This is a genomic window from Agrobacterium sp. ST15.13.015 (assembly GCF_027871645.1).
Lineage (GTDB): Bacteria > Pseudomonadota > Alphaproteobacteria > Rhizobiales > Rhizobiaceae > Agrobacterium > Agrobacterium leguminum.
Map to the genome: position 1 here is coordinate 418,954 of NZ_JAQAHF010000001.1, position 20,374 is coordinate 439,327.

19 protein-coding genes and 1 tRNA gene are annotated in these 20,374 nt (G+C 59.0%); 7 read left to right on the plus strand and 13 right to left on the minus strand.

What is annotated here, in order from left to right:
* Positions 1 to 354 precede the first annotated feature (354 nt).
* From visN to PIB16_RS02070, 3 genes are all read left to right on the plus strand, one after another.
* Positions 355 to 1,086, plus strand: coding sequence for a transcriptional regulator VisN (gene visN / locus PIB16_RS02060; RefSeq protein WP_065654475.1), 732 nt, complete (start codon positions 355 to 357; stop codon positions 1,084 to 1,086).
* A 53-nt stretch (positions 1,087 to 1,139) separates the two neighbouring features.
* Entirely contained in the window at positions 1,140 to 1,841 is a 702-nt protein-coding gene (gene visR / locus PIB16_RS02065) for a transcriptional regulator VisR (protein WP_003522758.1), read from the plus strand.
* A 143-nt stretch (positions 1,842 to 1,984) separates the two neighbouring features.
* A complete protein-coding gene (locus PIB16_RS02070; protein WP_078051270.1) occupies positions 1,985 to 3,832 on the plus strand; it encodes a methyl-accepting chemotaxis protein in 1,848 nt (615 codons plus the stop codon).
* Between the two features lie 55 nt (positions 3,833 to 3,887).
* Here PIB16_RS02070 and PIB16_RS02075 read toward each other — a convergent pair whose 3' ends face one another.
* On the minus strand, positions 3,888 to 7,397 hold the full coding sequence (locus tag PIB16_RS02075; protein WP_271044894.1) for a PAS domain-containing hybrid sensor histidine kinase/response regulator: 3,510 nt from the start codon (positions 7,395 to 7,397) through the stop codon (positions 3,888 to 3,890).
* Between the two features lie 219 nt (positions 7,398 to 7,616).
* Between PIB16_RS02075 and mscL the strand changes: the two genes are divergently transcribed.
* From mscL to galE, 3 genes are all read left to right on the plus strand, one after another.
* Positions 7,617 to 8,045 (plus strand): large conductance mechanosensitive channel protein MscL, encoded by a 429-nt coding sequence (mscL, locus tag PIB16_RS02080; protein ID WP_065654472.1) that lies wholly within the window; start codon positions 7,617 to 7,619, stop codon positions 8,043 to 8,045.
* A 154-nt stretch (positions 8,046 to 8,199) separates the two neighbouring features.
* Entirely contained in the window at positions 8,200 to 9,366 is a 1,167-nt protein-coding gene (locus tag PIB16_RS02085) for a pyridoxal phosphate-dependent aminotransferase (RefSeq protein WP_174038792.1), read from the plus strand.
* Positions 9,367 to 9,693: 327 nt separating this feature from the next.
* Positions 9,694 to 10,725 (plus strand): UDP-glucose 4-epimerase GalE, encoded by a 1,032-nt coding sequence (galE, locus tag PIB16_RS02090; protein WP_220319002.1) that lies wholly within the window; start codon positions 9,694 to 9,696, stop codon positions 10,723 to 10,725.
* 12 nt (positions 10,726 to 10,737) lie between these two features.
* Here the strand turns inward: galE and PIB16_RS02095 are convergent, their stop codons facing one another.
* The 10 genes from PIB16_RS02095 to PIB16_RS02140 form a co-directional block, all read right to left on the minus strand.
* On the minus strand, positions 10,738 to 11,571 hold the full coding sequence (locus PIB16_RS02095) for a DUF6030 family protein (protein ID WP_271044895.1): 834 nt from the start codon (positions 11,569 to 11,571) through the stop codon (positions 10,738 to 10,740).
* 149 nt (positions 11,572 to 11,720) lie between these two features.
* Positions 11,721 to 11,948, minus strand: coding sequence for a DNA gyrase inhibitor YacG (yacG, locus tag PIB16_RS02100; protein WP_065654468.1), 228 nt, complete (start codon positions 11,946 to 11,948; stop codon positions 11,721 to 11,723).
* Between the two features lie 3 nt (positions 11,949 to 11,951).
* Positions 11,952 to 12,575 (minus strand): Maf-like protein, encoded by a 624-nt coding sequence (locus tag PIB16_RS02105; protein WP_271044896.1) that lies wholly within the window; start codon positions 12,573 to 12,575, stop codon positions 11,952 to 11,954.
* Positions 12,576 to 12,608: 33 nt separating this feature from the next.
* Positions 12,609 to 12,827 carry a translation initiation factor IF-1 gene (infA, locus tag PIB16_RS02110; RefSeq protein ID WP_003503453.1) on the minus strand — a complete coding sequence of 73 codons (219 nt, stop codon included), beginning with the start codon at positions 12,825 to 12,827 and terminating at the stop codon, positions 12,609 to 12,611.
* Between the two features lie 143 nt (positions 12,828 to 12,970).
* Positions 12,971 to 13,459 (minus strand): arsenate-mycothiol transferase ArsC, encoded by a 489-nt coding sequence (locus PIB16_RS02115; protein ID WP_004432476.1) that lies wholly within the window; start codon positions 13,457 to 13,459, stop codon positions 12,971 to 12,973.
* 2 nt (positions 13,460 to 13,461) lie between these two features.
* Entirely contained in the window at positions 13,462 to 13,935 is a 474-nt protein-coding gene (locus PIB16_RS02120) for a UPF0262 family protein (RefSeq protein ID WP_004432477.1), read from the minus strand.
* A gap of 3 nt (positions 13,936 to 13,938) precedes the next feature.
* Entirely contained in the window at positions 13,939 to 15,237 is a 1,299-nt protein-coding gene (gene hisD, locus PIB16_RS02125) for a histidinol dehydrogenase (protein ID WP_271044897.1), read from the minus strand.
* Positions 15,238 to 15,370: 133 nt separating this feature from the next.
* Positions 15,371 to 15,811 carry a DUF2948 family protein gene (locus PIB16_RS02130; RefSeq protein WP_004432481.1) on the minus strand — a complete coding sequence of 147 codons (441 nt, stop codon included), beginning with the start codon at positions 15,809 to 15,811 and terminating at the stop codon, positions 15,371 to 15,373.
* A gap of 113 nt (positions 15,812 to 15,924) precedes the next feature.
* A complete protein-coding gene (gene murA / locus PIB16_RS02135; RefSeq protein ID WP_004432483.1) occupies positions 15,925 to 17,217 on the minus strand; it encodes a UDP-N-acetylglucosamine 1-carboxyvinyltransferase in 1,293 nt (430 codons plus the stop codon).
* Positions 17,218 to 17,320: 103 nt separating this feature from the next.
* The gene (locus PIB16_RS02140; RefSeq protein ID WP_125144832.1) at positions 17,321 to 17,587 is read right to left on the minus strand and encodes a hypothetical protein; all 267 of its coding nucleotides are present in this window, start codon (positions 17,585 to 17,587) and stop codon (positions 17,321 to 17,323) included.
* A gap of 155 nt (positions 17,588 to 17,742) precedes the next feature.
* Between PIB16_RS02140 and PIB16_RS02145 the strand changes: the two genes are divergently transcribed.
* Positions 17,743 to 17,817: transfer RNA gene (locus PIB16_RS02145), tRNA-Thr, on the plus strand.
* A gap of 187 nt (positions 17,818 to 18,004) precedes the next feature.
* Here the strand turns inward: PIB16_RS02145 and PIB16_RS02150 are convergent.
* Both PIB16_RS02150 and PIB16_RS02155 read right to left on the minus strand, forming a co-directional pair.
* A complete protein-coding gene (locus PIB16_RS02150) occupies positions 18,005 to 18,946 on the minus strand; it encodes a flagellin N-terminal helical domain-containing protein (RefSeq protein WP_065654466.1) in 942 nt (313 codons plus the stop codon).
* A gap of 240 nt (positions 18,947 to 19,186) precedes the next feature.
* Positions 19,187 to 20,149 (minus strand): flagellin N-terminal helical domain-containing protein, encoded by a 963-nt coding sequence (locus tag PIB16_RS02155; RefSeq protein WP_078051263.1) that lies wholly within the window; start codon positions 20,147 to 20,149, stop codon positions 19,187 to 19,189.
* Between the last annotated feature and the right edge of the window lie 225 nt (positions 20,150 to 20,374).

Below are 20,374 nucleotides of genomic sequence, written 5' to 3' on the forward strand. Positions count from 1 at the left end.
TTTACCCGGCCTTTTTTCCGTTTTTGGGCTTTTCACTATGCTTGGCGGGCGAGCCGTGGCAATCTCGTTTCAGGACAGTGTTTACAAAAAATTCAGCAACGATACAGTTTGCTGGGAATTGGCTGAGAATGCCGTTTATGGATTGAACAGCTTTTCAGTATGTTTTTTTAGTAATAGACGAGCAGGGAAATACGTGGAAAGGCTGGTGTCAGGTAATGGCAAATCCCAGTCCGTTCCATAAAATGAAGTGATTCGGTCTCCGGGGGCTTGCCGTCCCATTTTGGTAAGCTTCTCGAATGGAATGATTCCATCCCGAGGTATAATCTCCCACTGGGAGCAAGAGGGCGTAGGCGATTGAAAGTCGATGTTGATATCCGCAGGCTGTCTGCCAAGCCTATGGAGGGCATGGGTAAACCCTTGCCGCGCGATCAGCTTGCTAAAAACGTCGCAGCCACGGCTGCTGCCGGTAACGTTGCAGGCGCACTGGATCTGCTCGTAACCTACGCTGGCGCCTCGCATTATCTGCTGGCGCGGGATGATCTTCTCGAAGAAACCGGACTGAAATTCATCGTCACCTCCGACTGGCCTTTCGATCTGGTCCGCAGGCTTGGTGTCGAACTGGCCAACAGCCAGAACAGATCGAGCGAAATGGAGAAATGCCTTTCGCTTCTGCAGCCGCGGCTGCTCTTCCTTCCAGACGATGTTTCTGTCCCCTACGGCATAGACCGGCAATATTCGGCGCTGTCTTTCTGTGTGGGACGCATCCGGCTTTCGCTGCTGCTGCTGTTTCCCGAAGAAGCGGTGCCTTCGCCGGAAAGGCTGCGCGAAATCGCCCTGCTGACGGGCTATTGCGTCAGCTTCGGCATTGCCAGCGAAGCAAAAACCGTGCGCGATATCGATCTCACGGAGCGCGAGCTCGAATGCCTGTTCTGGATTGCGGAAGGCAAGACGAGCGATGAAATTGCGATGATCCTTGGCATTTCGCGCAATACGATCAATAATTACATTACAAGCGTGATGCGTAAAACCGCGACGAAAACCCGCTCGGAGGCAATTGCCTACGCCGTGCGCAACAACCTCGTATAATGGTCGGACGGATGGTACAGACGAAAGACAATGAGGGTTCAGGTCAGACGGGCATGTTTTACCGCAGCCCTGTCGTGACGAGCCGGTCGGATCTTTTTCCGAAGCTCGTCGCCATGCAGAAGCTGGTCGGCGCGCGCAATTTCGTGGTGACGAAGGCTGCGGCTTCCGGTTTCCCGAACAAGAAGAAGCTGACCTGCGAGCTGGAAAACTGGGGCATGAATGCCGCAGAGCAGAGCGCGCAGTTCATCCGCGCCGTCGGCGACATTCTTCTCGATCATATCGAGACATCGCTCCTGCCGGTCATCTGGCGCAACAAGAATGCCGGCGGCTTTGCCGATCTTCCCGATGTGCCCGCACTTCTGCGCCGTATCGAGAACGACACATTGCCCTATGCGGGGCTGGCGCTCCCGGTGCGGCTCGGCACCATCGGCAACGGTTACATTGTCTTCTGCGGCACCAACCTCGTTCTCGACAATGAGGTCGTGATCGAACAGCACATCAAATGCTGCGAGATCATGGTGGACATGCTGGCGCTGGACGAGCGCAAGGCGGCGCCTTCGGAAGCGCTGAGCGAGAGGGAAATCGCCTGTCTGCAACTGGCGGGGGACGGCCGTATCAGCGAAGAAATCGCGGTCAAGCTCGGGCTTTCCGTGCATACCGTAAACGCCTATCTCGGTTCGGCGACGATCAAGCTCGATTCCGTCAACCGTATCCAGGCGATCGCCAAGGCCATCCGGCTCGGTTATATCCACTGATGGTGGACGGGTTTTCCCGTCCCTCATAAGCCGGCAGGCGCCGGCCCGGCTTGTGCCCCCCTAAAAGGCGCTACCGACGCTTCGCGTTTTTTTAACAGTTGCCTACTAGAACTTTTATAAGTTTGGTTTTGGGGAACTGTTTCATGCACAACCGGCTCTTTAAGTCCGTTGCCGGCAAGGTCGTCGCGTTGACGATCGGCCTGATCACGCTCAGCGTGGCGGCAGTTGGTTTTTCGACCTACATTCGCTTGAAGGACAACATCATCACCACCGCGCTGCGTGATACGCACAGCGCAATGCGCAGCATGGCGATCCTTTACGAACTGAAGGTCGGCGGCGTCGCCCTCGAAATGGTGGATGGGGACCTCAAAAGTGTGGGTCGCGCCAGCATCGGAACGATGCGCGACAATGATCTCGTCGACCGCACCGCAGCCGGTAACGGCGGTATTTCTACCGTGTTTGAAGCCAAGGGCGGCGAGTTCATTCGCATGACCACCAATCTGAAGAACGAAAAGGGCGAGAGAGCAGCCGGCACCAAGCTTGCTACCGATCATCCCGCTTTTGCGAAAGTCTCCAAGGGTGAGGCCTATTTCGGCACCGCCACGCTGTTCGGCACCAGCTACATGACCGGTTACATGCCGGTTACGAACAAGACCGGCGCAACCGTCGGCATCCTGTTCGTGGGCGTTCCCATGGATGTCTACGATGCGCAGATATACAGCCTGCGCGACATGATGCTGATCTGCGGCGCGCTCGCCATGCTCGGCGTCGGATTGCTCGCCTATTTTGTCATCAAGCGCACGCTCCAGCCGCTTGGCAAGCTGACCGATGCGGTTAAGTCCCTTTCGGACGGCAATCTCGACACGCCGATCCCCTATGCCACTAACACCAATGAATTCGGCAACATCGCCCGTGCGCTGGTGATTTTCCGCGAGAATGCGATCGAGAAACTGGCGATTGAAGGCAAAAGCGCCGAGGAACGCTCCGCAGCCGAGTCCGAACGTCACCGCAACGACGCCGAGAAACAGGAGCTCGACGGGCAGATCGAGTTTGCGGTCAGCGAGATTGCTTCCGGCCTCGGCAGGCTCTCGCGTGGCGATCTGAGCCGCACGATCGAGACTCCTTTCGCTGGTCGTCTTGATCGTCTGCGCACGGATTTCAACGAATCTCTTCTCAACCTGCGCGATGCGCTGGGGCAGATCCGCGAGCGCACGCTCATCATCCAGCATAGCGGCTTTGAAATCGAGCAATCGTCGGTCGATCTGTCAAAGCGCACCGAAAATCAGGCCGCCTCGCTGGAAGAAACCGCCGCCGCCGTGGACGAAATCACGGTTACAGTCAGATCGTCGGCCGAGCGGGCGCGGGAGGCCAATGAGGCCGTGCGCATCACCAAGCAGAGCGCCGACAGTTCCGGTTCGGTCGTCAGCAACGCCGTCGACGCCATGGGACGCATCGAAGACGCCTCGCGCAAGATCGAGCAGATCATCGAGGTCATCGACGATATTGCCTTCCAGACCAACCTTCTTGCGCTCAATGCCGGCATCGAGGCGGCGCGTGCAGGCGAGGCGGGTAAGGGTTTTGCCGTGGTGGCGCAGGAAGTGCGCGAGCTCGCCCAGCGCTCCGCCGACGCGGCCCGCGAGATCAAGCAGCTCATCAACCAGTCGACGCATGAGGTCAGCTCCGGCTCGAAGCTGGTACAGGAGGCGGGCACGGTTCTTTCCGCCATCAGCCAGCAGATCGTTACCGTCAGCCAGCATGTCGAAACCATCGCGACGGCAACGCAGGACCAGTCCTCCGCGCTTCATAACGTCAACAGCTCCGTCAACCAGATGGACCAGATGACGCAGCAGAATGCGGCGCTTGCCGAACAATCGAGCGCGGCCAGCCGGGTATTGTCAGGAGAGGTGGAAGCACTGCTCGATCTGGTGCAGCGGTTCCAGATGGAACAGGGTTCGGCGACCGGCAGGGATCGCTACAATCAGGCGGCCTGATACGTCTGTTTTTTGAAGGTCAAAACCGCTCCCGGATCGCAAGGTCCGGGAGTTTTTATTCGGCCGCTGCCCGCACCGTACTGGATATCTGGTTGATATAGGCCCGCAGCGCTGCCGGTTTGACCGGTTTGTGCTGAACCGAAATCCCGTATTTTTCGGCATCGCTGCGCACTTCCGGGCTGCGATCCGCCGTCACCAGCAGGGCCGGGATCGTCTTGCCGTAAAATGTCCTGATGAGGCGGATGGCGCTGATGCCGTCGCCATCGTCCAGATGGTAATCGGCGACGATGACGTCGGGGGCTGCGGCCAAAGTGAGGAAGGGCTCCTCCAGCGTCGCCACGGAACCTGCGGGTAAAACCTCACAACCCCATCCCGTCAAGAGCAGCGTCATGCCCTCGAGGATTTTCGGCTCGTTGTCGATGCAGAGCACCCGGACGCCCTGAAGGCGGTCGCTGGCTGCCGGACTGGTTAACCCACTATCGGCTTTAGCCGGTACGAGGCGATCCGCCTCGCGCGGCAGGTGGATGCGGAAGGTCGTGCCTTTTCCCGGGGTGGAAATCAGCTGTACCGGATGGTGCAGCATGCGCGACAGCCGATCGACGATCGAAAGACCGAGCCCGAGGCCGGATGCTGTTCTTGCGCCCTCGTCCAATCGGGCGAATTCCTTGAAGACAGTGCGAAACTTGGAAGAGGGAATGCCGATACCGGAATCCGTCACCTGAATGACCACTTCGCCGCCCCGGCGGCGCGCACCGACGACCACCTTGCCCTTCAACGTGTATTTGATGGCGTTGGAAACGAGATTCTGTATCAGACGCCGCAGGAGATTGGGGTCGGAGCGGACCGTGAGCGAGGTTGGCATGACCACGAGGTCGAGGTTCTTTTCCTGCGCCATCGGCGCGAAATCGGTTTCGATGCGTTTCAGCAGCTCATTCAGCGGCACGGATGTCATGCGCGCCTTCATCGAGCCGGTGTCGAGACGGGAAATATCGAGAACCGCGCCGAGAATGGTTTCGACCGATTCCAGCGCCGAATCGATATTGTGGACGAGATCGCTTTCTCCCGATGCGCCAAGCCGTTCGACCAGCGAGGAGGAATAGAGGCGGGCAGCATTCAAGGGTTGGAGAATGTCATGGCCGGCGGCGGCGAAAAACCGTGTCTTGCCGATATTCGCCTCGTCGGCGGATGCCCTCGCTTCTGCCAGTTCCCGGTTGACGCGGGTAAGCTCCACTGTTCGCTCCGCCACGCGCTGCTCCAGCGTCTCGTTTGCCTGTTTCAGCGCCTGATCGCTCGCCACACGCTGGGTGATATCGGTGAAGGTGGCGACAATGCCCTTGTCCGGCATGGTGTTGGAGCGCACTTCGATGATACGCTCGCCGCCCGCCAGCACCAGAGAGAAGGGCAGGTCCATGGTCAGGAAGCTGGTAATCAGCTCATTCGTGTCGCCTTCGGGCATGTCGCCGCGTTCCTGCAGCATCGAAACGATATCCGTCAGCGGTACGCCGACCTGCCCGAATTGCTCGGGCAAATCCAGCAGCGTGCGGAAGCGCCGGTTCCAGATGGTCAGCTGCTGCGAACTGTCGAAAACCGCGATGCCCTGATCCATCTGGGCGAGCGCCGTTTGCAGCATGTCCTGATTATATTGCAGGGCCTCGCTTGCCTGATCGAGCAGCCATGCCGTGTCCGCGCTGGTATCTTCCGCCTTCTGAAGAATGATCGAAAGCACCAGGCGGGCGGAGGAGGAGCCGATGGCGCTGCCCAGCAACTGTTCGGAGAAATGGATCAACGCCATGTCCGCCGGCTGGTCGTCATTGAGTTTCCTGCCCGCCGTCTTTTCATAGGTCGCGAGTGACCGCAGCATGCGCTCTTCGCCGAGATAGCGCGCCACCGCGCTTTTGAGGTCGCCGACGCTGACACGGGTTTTCCAGCCGCGCGTGGCGAATTGCGATTTCGAATGGCGTTTGACGAAGATGCCGGACTGGATGCGCTCCACAGGCCTCGGATTGCGCGAAAGCGAGCCGAGCACGAAGGCAAGGCTGTTGACGAGCAGGCTGAGAATGACCGCATTCACGAACGGGTCGGCTTCCGGCCCATTGAACACCGTGCTGCCGGAAAACAGGAAGCCGAGAATATTCGCCGCGACCTCGGAATTATCCGGCCCGCCGAAGCTTGGCAGGAACAGCAGATAGGCCCAGACGAAAAAGCCGGAACTTAAGCCGGCGATTGCGCCGCGCGCATTGGCGCGCCGCCAGAACAGCCCGCCGAACAAGGCAGGGGCCATCTGCGCAATGGCGGCGAATGCGAGAAGGCCGATGGAGGCGAGGCCCGTGGCGCTGTCGGCGGCGCGATAATAGCCATAGCCCAGAAGCAGCACCGCAAAGATTGCCGTCCTGCGGATGTTGAGCAGCGTTTTGGCGAAGTCGTCCCGGTGCGGAGAACGGTTCAGGAGCTTCTGCCGCAGGAAGATCGGCATGACGATATCGTTGGAAATCATGATCGATAACGCCACCGAGGCGACGATCACCATCGCGGTCGCCGCCGAAAATCCACCGATGAAGGTGATCAGCGACACGACCGGCATTTGGTGATTGAGCGGCAATTGCAGCACGTAGAGATCGGCATCGCCATTGGCGCCGAGCGTCAGAATGCCGGCCAGCGCAATCGGCAGCACGAAGATGTTGATCGCGATGAGATAAAGCGGCAGCAGGAACCCAGCCATGCGCAGCTCTTGTGGCGTGCGGTTTTCAACCACGGTGACGTGGAACTGGCGCGGCAACAGGATGATGGCGAAGCCGGAAAGCAGGGTCATAACGATCCAGCGGCTGACGGGCGTGTGATAGGATATGGCCCGCATGGCCTGTTCGTTATCGGAGGCGAGCTGCCACAGATGCACGGGACCGTCAAAGAGCACGAACAGCACATAAAAGCCGACGGTGCACATGGCGACGAGCTTGACCAGCGATTCCATCGAGATCGCCAGAATGAGCCCGTCCTGATGCTCGGTGGCATCGGTGTGGCGGGTGCCGAACATGACGGCAAACCCCGCCATGACGATGGTGACGACCAGCGGCAGATCGAGGAAATAAAGATTGCCGCTGCCAATGCCGTAATCGCCGGGATCGACCATCGTCGCAACCGAGCTGGAAACGGCTTTCAGTTGCAGAGCGATATAGGGAATGGCGCCAACGAGAGCGATGATGGCGACGATCATTGCCACTGTGGAGTTCTTGCCGTAACGGGCGGCGATGAAATCCGCAACGGACGTCAGCTTTTCCGTTTTCGCCAGTTCGACGATGCGGCGGATGATCGGCATGCCGATGGTGAAGGCAAGTATCGGGCCGGTATAGATGCCGAGAAATTCCAGCCCCCTGTCTGCCGCAAGCCCCACGCCGCCGAAATAGGTCCAGGAGGTGCAATAAATCGCCAGGCTGAGCGCATAGACGAACGGACGCCCCTTGTTCGGAGCGTTTCTTTTGCGGCTCTTCCTGTCCCCATAGCTTGCAACCGCAAACAGCAGCAGGACATAAGCGAAGGCCGAACCGAATATGATCCACCCAGGAAGCACGCATCCTCCCTATGCAAGAATTCCCTGATATCAAGCATAGGCGAATTCCGCGCCGTTGAGAATGAGCGCGGTCTGAGCATAAAGTTCAAGGTGAGCGTGCAAAAAAGCTAATAAATGCAATCCCGCGGATTCCAAATGAAGCCCGTACCCTATATGGTTTGACCCGTAGGGACAGTCACATAGCTTCAGCTCGCGAAGCAGGAGAGAGGGACAATCTGAATGCTTAACGAATTTAAAACCTTCATTGCCCGCGGCAATGTCATGGATCTGGCCGTGGGTGTTATTATCGGTGCGGCTTTCAGCAAGATCGTCGACTCCGTCGTCAACGATCTCATCATGCCGATTGTCGGCGCGATCTTCGGCGGGTTCGATTTTTCGAACTACTTCCTGCCGTTGAGTTCCAACGTCAACGCCCCCTCGCTCGCCGCCGCCCGCGAGCAGGGCGCCGTCTTCGCCTACGGCAACTTTCTGACGGTTCTCATCAACTTCCTGATCCTGGCCTGGATCATTTTCCTGATGGTCAAGGGCGTCAACAAGCTTCGTGAGTCCGTTGAGCGCAAGAAGGTCGAGGAAAAGCCGGAAGCAGCACCGCCGCCGGAAGACGTCAAGCTCCTCACCGAAATCCGCGATCTGCTGAAGACGCGTTGATTGTCGCCATCGTCCCCGGCCTGATGTGTCGGCCCATGCGGCCGGCGATCTCCTGCCGGGGATGACCCATAAAGAAAATCCATGATCGCCTCACGGAATATCATGCACACGGCTGGTTCGATGCGATAAGAAGGCACCAAACGGAGTGTCTTTAATGTCCATTTTGAACAGTCTGAGTGCGCGCTCTCTGGCGGCTCCCGAGAGCGGCATTGTTGAAGTCGTGAATTATGCCCGGGGGCGGGACAATCTCCTGCCGCTGTGGGTCGGCGAAGGCGATCTGCCGAGCCCGGACTTCATCAATCAGGCTGCCATCGACGGGCTGAATAATGGCGAAACCTTCTATACCTGGCAGCGTGGCATTCCCGAACTGCGGCAGGCGCTGAGCCGTTATTACGAGCGCCATTTCGCAGCATCGCTGCCGCCGGAGCATTTTTACGCGACCGGTTCCGGCATGCAGGCCATCGTGCTTGCCGTGCAGGCGTTGACCTCGCCGGGCGACGAAATGGTCTATCTGTCTCCGACATGGCCGAATATCGTGGCTGCCATCGGCGTGGCGGGTGCGAAGGCGGTTCCGGTCGGTATCGATTTCCGCGACGGCCGCTGGGATCTCGATATCAACAGGCTGGAAAGCGCGATCACGGATAAGACGAAGGCGCTTTTCATCAATACGCCCTCCAACCCGACCGGCTGGACGGCGACGCTCGACAATCTCCGCGACGTTCTGGCTCTCGCCCGCAAACACGATCTGTGGATCGTCGCTGACGAGATTTATGCGCTCTATCATTATTCCGGCAGCCGTGCGCCGTCCTTCCTCGACGTCATGGAGCCGGAAGACAAGATCGTCTTCGCCAATTCTTTCTCGAAGAACTGGTCCATGACTGGCTGGCGCGTCGGCTGGCTTGTCGCCCCGCCGGCCATCGGTCAGGTCATCGAGAATCTCATTCAATATTCCACCTCAGGCGTGGCGCAATTCATGCAGCGCGGCGCGGTCGCCGCCCTCGATCACGGCGATGGTTTCGTCCGTGAGAATTACGAACGCGCTCTGACATCCCGCGACATTCTCTGCGATGCGCTCATCGCGACGAACCGTGTGGAAACCCTGAAGCCGGACGGCGCCCTTTACGCCTTTCTCAAGATTGACGGCGTAACCGACAGCCGGGCGACGGCGCTCGATATCGTCGACAAGACCGGGGTTGGTCTTGCGCCCGGCACGGCCTTCGGTCCGGGAGGGGAACTGTTTCTCCGGGCCTGCTTCCTGCGCAACCCCAGGCAGATAGAAGACGCGGCTGGCCGGCTGGCATCCTATATCCTCGGCAGGTAAGCGTCGGCTTTCCGTGCAATGGTTTCTCCTGCCGCGCCGGGATCGCGCTGCGGTAGGGAAATCGACAACAAAATCACAGCGAAGACCTAAAACTGCAACCCCACGGCGCAACCATCGACGTGGGGGATTTTCTGTGATATGCGCTCCTTGTTCCATTTATGAGAACATTTTCACTAATCGATAAAAAGCACTTCATTGTGCTAACCAATCGTAAGCCACCTTTTAAATGGGGCGGGGGATTGGTCGCGTATTCGCTGTGCAAGTAATCAATGATGAAGAATTATTGGCTTTGATGAGCTCAAGAAAAGCAAACAGGGAAGTAGTGTCATGGCTGTTCTGGTCACGGGTGGGGCCGGTTATATAGGAAGCCACATGGTGTGGGCTTTGCTCGATGCCGGGGAAGAGGTCGTTGTTGTCGACCGGCTTTCGACGGGGTCGCGCTGGGCTGTTGCGCCGGCGGCGCGTTTTTATCTGGGCGATGCGGCGGACCGCGCCCTGCTGGACCAGATTTTCGAAGAAAACCAGATCGAGACCATTTTCCACTTCGCGGGCTCTGTAAGCGTTCCTGAATCGATCAGCCAGCCGCTCGAATATTACGAAAACAATACGGGCACGACCCGCGCCCTCGTCGCTGCGGCGGTCGCCCATGGAATCCGCAATTTCATCTTCTCCTCGACAGCCGCCGTCTATGGAAACCAGCCCTTTGATGGCCCGGTTCCTGAAACCGCGATCCTCAGCCCGGAGAACCCCTACGGCCTGTCGAAACTCGCCTCTGAAATCATGCTGCGCGATGTCGTGCAGGCGCATGATTTCAATTATGTGGCGCTGCGTTATTTCAACGTCGCCGGAGCCGACCCGCAGGGCCGCGCCGGGCCTTCGCCCACGGGCGTGGCGAACCTCATCAAAGTCGCCTGCGAAGCCGCAACCGGTCGCCGCGACCAGGTGGAAGTTTACGGAACGGATTACCCGACCGCCGATGGCACCGGTGTCCGCGACTATATTCACGTCAGCGACCTGATCGACGCCCATATGCTGGCCATGGCGCATCTGCGCGCCGGTGGCGGCACCCGCACGCTTAATTGCGGTTATGGCGTCGGTTATTCGGTTCTGGATGTCCTGCAGGCGGTGCAGCGGGAATCGGAACGCGATTTTCCGATCATCCATTGTCCGCGTCGCCCGGGCGATATTGCGACCATGGTGGCGGATTCGTCGCGTATCCAGTCGGAACTGGGCTGGCGTCCCCGCTTCAACGATCTGGCGACAATTGTTCGCACAGCACTTCAGTGGGAGGCCAAACGTCAGGCCCAGCAAAGCGACAGGATTCCGCCGGTGCGGCGCAAGCTGGCTGCAATAGGCTGAGCGGCCTTCGCCTCACCGGACACGGTCTTTCTTGACGGACGCATAGAGCGCCGGCCGATGCGGTGGAGCGGCTGGGTTAAGCCAGCGATCCCGGTCAAAGAAACTGCGTGTCAGCTTCAATCCCGGCGATTGTTCGTTTGCGAGCAAAATCACGTTCAGGCGATGCGGCGCCGTCGGTTCCGGTTTCATGGAAACCGAAATACCGAAATGTTGTGCCTGATAGGGCTGCATCCGGCGTGCCGGCTCCAGCATGTCCGCCAGATCGGCCCAGCGTGTCTGTCCGATAATCATGGCGAGCGCTTCATCGAGCTTCGTCAGAACGGCCGCCCCGTCCGGTGTCTTGGGCGCAACGGCCTTCATCCTGATGGAGCGAATTTCTCCGGACGCTTCGCCCCTGATTTCAAGAAAGAGCGATGCCCGCTCGGCCGGGTCCGATGCGTTTCCTGCCGCAAGATCGGCCATGCATTCGAAATTGCGGATGTTGACCGGGCTCGCGTGCCAGCCCTGCGGGTTGGAGAAACCTGCGGCTGTAAAGCGCTCGCAAAGCTCCTTGCCGGAAACAACGAAATCGCGGGCAAAAGATGCTCTGTCGCCCACTTGCTCGAACTTCAGCAGATGCGGCGGCAGCGAGACTTTCTGGGTGGCGAGTTTCTGCCGTTTGACGGGCTTCATCTTCGGTGGCGTGGCGGATTGTATGGCGGGCGTCAGATTGAGATAGGCCAGCAGGCTTTTAAGGTGCTTTTTGTCATTGGCCAGCAGCACCGTTGCGCCTATGGCAAGGCAAACGGCCAGCACCGCAAACAGCAGCGCGCCATGGCTCACTCTCTTCTGCAAGCCTGCGTCCATCACAAGACCTTAAGGGGCTGGCGGAAAAAGGCGTCAGCCGGTTCTGATATGGTTTTTCGGGCTGTCGGCAACCCGGTGAATATGTGGTGCGAGCGGTTGCTCTGAAAATCTTATGCAATCACCGCCGAAGTTTCCGGCGGTGCAGGTTCTCATTCGGCGTTATTCTTGCCGCCGTCCTGTCCGCCGGCGCTGCTTTCATCGTCCGCAACCGGAATGGCGTAGGAGCCGTTCAGCCAGCGGGCGAGATCGAGCGAGCGGCAGCGATCCGAGCAGAAAGGATAGTCTTCGCGCGTCGAGGGCCGCCCGCATTCAGGGCATGGCTGGGATTTGCGAAGCGGGGTGACGTTTCCAGCGCCTTCGGTGGGGGACTTTGCCATGGCCTATCCTTCGAGCCAGCCCGAAGTCACCTCAAATCCTTCTCCGGAAAGAAGCGACATGGTTTCATAAAGCGGCAGGCCGACGACATTGGTATAGGAGCCGGTCAGTTTCTGCACGAAGGCGCCGGCAATGCCCTGGATGCCATAGGCTCCCGCCTTGCCGCGCCACTGGCCCGACGCGATGTAAGCCTCGATCTCCCGCGTGGAGAGGCGCTTGAAGCGCACCTTGGTCTCCGCCACCTTCTGCCGGATCTTGCCGCAGGGGGTCACAAGGCAGATGCCGGTATAGACCCAATGGCTGCGTCCCGAAAGAAGATGCAGCGCCGCCGAGGCCTCTTCCGTATATTCGGCCTTGCCGACGATGCGGCGACCGACGGCGACCACCGTATCGGATCCCAGAACATAGGCGTCTTTCCACGCCTGTTCGTTCTTCAGCGCCGCCTGCGCGGCTTCCGCCTTCTGCAATGACAGACGGCGGCAGAGCGTGCGCGGATGCTCGAGCTTGGCCGGCGTCTCGTCGATATCCATCGGCATCAGACGTGCCGGTTCGATACCGATCTGATGCAGCAGCTCCAGACGCCGCGGCGAGCCGGATGCCAGAACGAGCTTTTGTTTTGAATTGGTCATTGCGCTGCCCGGGCGTCCGATGCGGAAGGTGGATTACTTGAAGCGATAGGTGATGCGGCCCTTGGTGAGGTCGTAAGGCGTCATTTCGACCAGCACCTTGTCGCCTGCCAGAACGCGGATACGGTTCTTACGCATGCGGCCCGCCGTGTGGGCGATGATTTCGTGGTCGTTCTCAAGCTTCACGCGGAATGTTGCGTTCGGCAGCAATTCGGTTACGATGCCCGGGAATTCAAGGACTTCTTCTTTTGTCATGTAAGGGTTTTCTTCCTGTTGATAGTGCCGGACATATCGAGTCCGGGAAAATTGCGCGGAAACTACACAATCCCGGCACATTTGTGAACCTCTAAAGCATCGGCTTGAAAATCGCGATTGATTTTAACAGGCCGAGGCAGTTTTCAGTCTTTTGAAAGCGTATCCGCCACCGGCTGCTGCCGCCTCGGCAGTCGTTCCGAGATCAGCTTTGCCAGATGGTCCCGCACCTCGCGGTAGGCGTCGAGAATCTGCTCGCGCGTGCCTGTGATAACTGTTGGGTCCATGGTCGGCCAATAGACCACGTCCAGCGAATTTGAGCGCGTCAGTTCCAGTGCGGCGTGATGGGCTTCTGGCGTCAATGTAATGATCAGATCGAAAAAATCATCCTCGATCTCGTCCAGAGTGCGTGGTTTGTGCTTGCCCAGCGAAAAACCCTGTTCTTCCAGCACCGCATCCACGAATGGATCGCGCTCGCCGGCTCGCACGCCGGCGGACTGGATGTAGATGCCGGGCGCCACCAGCCGTTTGGCGATGACCTCCGCCATGGGGGAACGGATGGAGTTCATGCCGCACATGAAGAGGACCGATTTGGGCGCTCGTCCCTCGTTTGGCGCTGCGGCAGGATCGATCATCTCTAACCCCGCCAATAAAGCACGCAGACAAGGGTGAAGAGGCGGCGCGCCGTGTCGAAATCGATCCTGATCTTGCCCGAAAGCCGGTCCATCAGCGTCTGCGAGCCATCATTGTGAATGCCGCGCCGGCCCATGTCGATCGCCTCGATCTGGCTCGGCGTAGAGGAGCGGATCGCTTCGTAATAGCTTTCGCAGATCAGGAAATAATCCTTGATGATGCGGCGGAACGGCGTAAGCGACAGAATATGGGTCGCGACATCCTTCTCGTCTTCGGTGCGGATTGAAAAAACCAGCTTGGCGTCGACCAGCGATATATGCAGCCGATAGGGGCCGCCATCATGGCCGAAGGGTTCGAAGCTGTTTTCTTCGATCAGGTCGAAAATGGCGACGGCGCGTTCATGCTCCACGTCGGGCGTGGACCGGCCGATGCTGTCGTCCAGTACCACGTCGCAAAGCCGGAAATCGCCTGAAGCCATCGCTTAACTTTCCGGATTGAGGCGAATGGAGACGGAACGCGCATGCGCGTCCAGTCCCTCGGACCGGGCAAGGGTGATGGCCGCGGGCGCGAGCTGTCGCAGCTGCTCCGGTCCAAGCCGCAGGATCGAGGTGCGCTTGACGAAATCCAGCACCGAAAGCCCGGAGGAGAAGCGCGCCGACCGCGCCGTCGGAAGCACGTGGTTGGAGCCGCCGACATAATCGCCGATCACTTCCGGCGTATGGCGTCCGACGAAGATCGCGCCCGCATTGCGGATATGCGCCATCAGGGCATCCGGGTCATCGACGGCGAGTTCCAGATGCTCGGCAGCGATGCGGTTGGCGAGCGGAATGGCGTCGGTGAGCTTTTCGACCAGAATGACCGCGCCGAAATCGGCCCAGCTTGCCGCCGCCGTCTCGGAGCGTGACAGGCGCTTCAACTGCCGCTCGACAGCGGCTTCAACGGCCTTGCCGAGTTCGGCATTGTCGGTGATGAGGATGGATTGCGCACCACGATCATGCTCCGCCTGCGCCAGAAGATCGGCGGCAAGCCAGTCGGGATCATTGTCCCTGTCGGCAATGACAAGCACTTCGGAGGGACCGGCGATCATGTCGATGCCGACGGTGCCGAAGACCTGGCGTTTTGCGGCTGCCACATAGGCATTGCCGGGGCCGACGATCTTGGCGACCGGCGCGATGGTTTCCGTGCCGTAGGCAAGTGCGGCGATGGCCTGCGCGCCGCCGATGCGATAGATTTCCTCGACACCCGCAATACGCGCCGCAGCCAGCACCGCCGGATTGACCGCGCCGCCATTGGCCGGCACGACCATGACGATGCGCTCCACACCGGCGACCCTGGCAGGCACGGCGTTCATCAGCACCGAGCTGGGATAACTGGCCGTGCCGCCGGGCACATAAAGGCCAACGGCTTCGATGGCGGTCCAGCGCGAGCCGAGGCCCACGCCGATATCGTCCTCGTAAATATCATCCTTCGGCATCTGCCGCGCATGGTGTTTTTCGATACGCCGGGCGGCGAGTTCAAGCGCCTCGATGACGCTCTTGTCGACGGCGGCGAAGGCCGCATCGATCTCGTCCGCCGTGACACGCATCGAGACCTTGGTGAAATCGATGCCGTCGAATTTCTGGGAATAATGGGCAAGGGCCGCATCGCCGCGATGGCGGACATCGTTGATGATGTCGCGAACGGTTGCGTTGACGTCTTCGGAAACTTCTCTCTTGGTTGTCAGGAAGGCCGCGAATTTCTGTTCGAAATCCGCCGACGCCTGCTCCAGCCAGATTGCCACGCCATTACCCTTTCATTGTCCCCGCGGGCGATCCCGCGAGGTGCACGAACTTACCGCAGAAAAATTGCGGCTCTGGTATGTGGCATAAATCGAAACGGTGACGAAAGGCAACCGTTGCAGTGGCGCGGCGTGCTTATTCGCTGTCTGGATGATGCGGTTTGGCAGCCGTTTCCCAGGCGCCGCTCACATCGGTCAATTGCGCCTCGATGCATTCGACATCGAGCGCGATGGCGCCGCCACCCGAAAGCGTCAATTCCACGGCTCCATCAGGTCCTTCACCGTTCTGCACGAAGCGGATGGCGAGAAGCGACAGCACCTGTTCCCTGTCGGCGCGGTTGATGCCGTGCGAGCGGACGGCCGAGACGCGTTTCAGGAAAACGACGCTGCGGCAGCGTTCCGGCGGCAGGTTCTTTTTGTCAGTGCTTTCCCAGACGAAACGGTTGGCGGAAAGCGTGAACTGGCCGTGCTTCGGCTCGAAGGCAACATCCTTCAGCTTGAAGACACTGTCCTGCATATGCGTCGAGATGACGGAGAGATCTTCAGTATCCAGCGCGAGCAATTTCAGGCCGCTCATCTTTTTCTTCCTTCTTTTGCGGTGCGGACCGCTATTTCCATGACTTACATTGGAAATAGGCAGTCCGGGCTCACTCTGCAACGGTAGAAAACGGATGAGCGGCGAAGACAGGATCAATCGCTGACGCGTTCGACCAGCGCACCGCAGCGGGTGAGCTTTTCCTCAAGGCGTTCGAAGCCGCGATCGAGGTGGTAGACGCGCGAAACCATGGTTTCGCCTTCCGCCACGAGGCCGGCAATGACCAGCGATACGGAAGCGCGCAGATCGGTCGCCATGACAGGCGCGCCCTTCAGGCGGGAGACACCCTCGATGCGGGCCATCTGGCCGGAAAGCGAAATCTTCGCACCGAGACGGGCGAGTTCCTGCACATGCATGAAGCGGTTTTCAAAGATGGTTTCGGTGATATGCGAAACACCCTGCGAACGAGTCATCAGCGCCATGAACTGTGCCTGCAGATCGGTGGGGAAGCCGGGGAAGGGCTCGGTGACGATATCGACCGGCTGGATGCCGTTGCCGTTGCGCACGACGCGAAGGCCTGTCTCCGTCTCGCTGATCGTGGCGCCTGCGAGCCTGAGCGTGTCGAGCGCGTTGTCGAGCAGCGCTGCGCGCGTGCCTTCCAGCACCACATCACCGCCGGTCATTGCCACTGCCATGGCATAGGTGCCGGTTTCGATGCGATCCGGCAGAACGCGGTGGCGCGCGCCGGAGAGAGAGGTCACGCCTTCGATGGTGATGGTGGAGGTGCCGGCGCCTTCGATCTTCGCGCCCATGGCGATCAGGCATTGCGCCAGATCCACTACTTCCGGCTCGCGGGCTGCGTTGTGGATGACGGTGGTGCCGCGGGCAAGGCTTGCGGCCATCAGCATCACATGTGTCGCGCCGACGGAAACCTTCGGGAAGGTGTAAACCGCACCGATCAGGCCGCCCTTGGGTGCCGTGGCGTTGATGTAGCCGCCATCGATCTCCATCGTTGCGCCGAGCGCTTCGAGGCCCTCGATGAACAGATCGACCGGGCGCGTGCCGATGGCGCAGCCGCCGGGCAGGGAAACGCGGGCGCGGCCCTCACGCGCCAGAAGCGGGCCGATGACCCAGAAGCTTGCGCGCATCTTGGACACCAGCTCGTAAGGTGCGGTGGTATCGACAATGGTGCGGCAGGTGAAGTGCACGGTGCGGGAATAGGCCTCGCCCTGGCTTTCGCGGCGGCCATTGACGGAAATATCGACGCCGTGATTGCCGAGAATGCGGATGAGCTGCTCCACGTCCGCCAGATGCGGCACGTTTTCGAGCGTCAGCGTGTCGCTGGTCAGAAGCGATGCGATCATCAACGGCAAGGCGGCGTTTTTGGCGCCGGAGATGGGAATGATGCCGTTTAGCTTGTTGCCACCCGTAATTCTGATGCGATCCATGCGTCCCTACGGGCCTGTGCCCGCCTTTCTTTATCGTGCCTTGCGGAAAGGCGCGTCCTTAGACGAATTTCCGCGGCGTTTCAATTTATGCTTGGTGAATTCTCTATGAGGATGATTCGTCCGTTTTTGCGGCAGGCAGGCCAATCGTCTCGTCCTCTTCGCCTGCACGGCGCGCGCGAACCTGCTGTTTGCGCTTCAAAAGATTTTCACGAAGCTTCTTGGCCGCCCGCGCCTTGCGCTCCGCCTCACGCTGCCGCGCCTTTTCGCCAGGCCCCGCCTGCGGCTTGCCATCGGCCACCGGAGCGGATGCTTCCGCGGAAGAGCCGGCGGAAACCGCTGCCTTTGCCTGTTTGTCATGATGTTCGTTCATAGATTCAGCAATATCTGAAAAATGTATTTTTCAACAGGGGGCACGCTTTTTTGCCCCGCTTGGTGAAGAATATCGTTTTGCGACTTGCGCTCGTCAAAAACCTATGGCAATAGGCCGCCACGCTTGATGCTGAAGCAAACGCTTCGGCACCGGATGCTGCTATAGCTCAGGGGTAGAGCACTCCCTTGGTAAGGGAGAGGCCGAGAGTTCAAATCTCTCTAGCAGCACCATTTCTCTCCAAAGTTTCAAATGTTTACGCGGTTGTTCAACCGGTCGCCTGCAGCGGTTGATGCATGCGCGCGCCACGCATTTCGCGGCAAATGGAAAACCGCGCCCCTTGCGAAGCGCGGTTTCCATATCCGAATATTCTGTTGCTGCCAGAGCGGGACGAAACCGCCCGTAGCCATCGGGCGCCGCTTACTGACGGAATAGCGACAGGATATTTTCGGAACTGGTATTGGCGATGGAAAGCGACTGGATGCCCAGCTGCTGCTGTGTCTGCAATGCCTTGAGGCGGGTTGATTCTTCGTTCATGTCCGCATCCACCAGGCGGCCGATGCCGCTGTCGATGGAGTCGGTAAGCTTGGAAATGAAATCTTCCTGCAGCCCGATGCGCATCTTGATGGAGCCGAGCGCGGAAGATGCGCTGCTGAGCGACTGAAACGCGGTTTCGACATCGGTGAGAAGATTGCCGATGGTGTAGGTCGGCGGCGTTGCGCTATCGAAAAGCTTGAGATCGATGTCCCATACGGAAATGCCCGAGGCTACGCCGGCCTCTCCGATGATGCCTTTTGTGGTGTCGAGCGTTGCGGGCGTGCCGGTCAGGCCAAAAATCACATTGGGTGTTTCCGTCGCGGTCGTCGTGTCAACAAGGGTATAATCGGTTTTCGTAACGTTGACGGAACCGCTGCCGTCACGGACAAAGCCGGAAACGACGGTCTTTGCGCCGGTGCCGAGCAACCAGTTTTCACCGCTGAAAGATGCGCCCTGCGCAATCGATTCCAGCTGCTTTTTCAGCTGGTCGATTTCTTCCTGGATCTTCGTCTTGTCGACGCCCTCTTCAGTTGCCGCGACGATTTTCGATTTGATTTCTTTCACGACTTCGACGGCGCTTTCCATTGCGGAATAAGCGACATCGATCTTCGCAGCACCCAGTCCCAGTGCATCCTGAACCGCGGAAAGGGCCATGTTGTCCGAACGCATGGTGGTCGCGATCGACCAGTAAGCGGCGTTGTCGGAAGCCGTTTTAACGCGCAGCCCGGAAGAAACTCTGGATTGTGTCTCTTCGAGCTGGCCGCTGATCGCACGCAGTGTCTGAAGCGCCGACATGGCGGCGGTGTTTGTCAGAATACTTGTCATAATTGCCCCTCTGAGCTGGCTAAATGGGAAGGGACATTCCGGGATCGCCGGAAACGACAACGCGGCGTGATGCCTGTTAACCTCTTTTTCGTCTTGGTTAACGAGTCGTTTCGATGGCCTGATTTAGCGGTGATTTGGTTAATGAAGTCTTAATCAAGAAATTTCTAAATTTTGCAGTCAATTGCACAAACAAAAACCGCGCCTTTCGGCGCGGTTGATTTTTTCGCTTTCGGTCTTCGATTAACGGAAGAGCGACAGGATGCTTTCGGAGTTGCTGTTGGCGATCGAGAGAGCCTGAACGCCGAGCTGCTGCTGGGTCTGCAGGGCCTTGAGGCGGGTGGACTCTTCGTTCATGTCAGCGTCCACGAGGCGGCCGATGCCCTTGTCGATGGAGTCGGACAGCTTGGAAGCAAAGTCTTCCTGCAGGCCGATACGCATGGAGAGCGAGCCGAGCTTGGCTGCGGCGCTCGTCATTGCCTTCAGGGAGTTTTCAACCAGCGTCAGTGCTTCGGCCATGTTGGTGGCGCGGTCTGCGGCTGCATACTGGGTGATGTCCAGTGTGTAGACGGACTGGGCGGCGACGGTCGTGAACGTTCCGGTCGTGCCGAGAATACCGCTCGTGTCAGGGGCGCCCGTGGCGTCAACCGAACCGAAAAGAGTGTTGCCGGTTGCGGTGTTGTCGAGGGCGTATTTCGTGGTCGTGACGTTAACGGCACCGCCGGTGGAGCGAACGAAGCCAGCAACGACCGACTTGTCCGGGTCCGTGCCGGGCGTGGCAGCGCCGAGGGTCGAAGTGCCTACGAGCCAGTTTTCGCCGTAGAAGGATGCGCCCTGTGCGATCGATACGAGCTGGTTCTGCAGCTGATCGATTTCTTCCTGAACCTTGGTGCGGTCGACGCCTTCTTCAGTTGCCGTGACCAGCTTTGCCTTGATTTCCTTAACGACTTCGATTGCCGATTCCATACCGGCAGAAGCGGTGTCTACCTTGGCGGCGCCGAGGCCGAGAGCGTCGGAAACCGAGGAAAGCGCCATGTTGTCGGAGCGCATGGTGGTCGCGATCGACCAGTAGGCAGCATTGTCAGCAGCTTCGCCAACGCGGAGGCCGGAGGAAACGCGTGCCTGGGTGGATTCCATGTTCTGGCCGATGGTGCGCAGAGTCTGGAGCGCAGACATTGCTGCGACATTGGTAATAATGCTCGTCATAGTAGTGTGCCCCTTGAATGGCTGATTAAAGAAGGGACATTCCGGTTTCACCGGGAACGGCGCACAGCATCATGCCTGCTAACTGGCTGATTTTTAACGTTAGCTCGCCGTTTCGATGAGCTTAGGTAACGCCAGTTTGGTTAATGAATTGATAAGCGGGAAAAGAAAATCAGCATTATGAAAATTCAAAATTACAACTCTCGCGCGTGCGCGCGCGTATCCCGA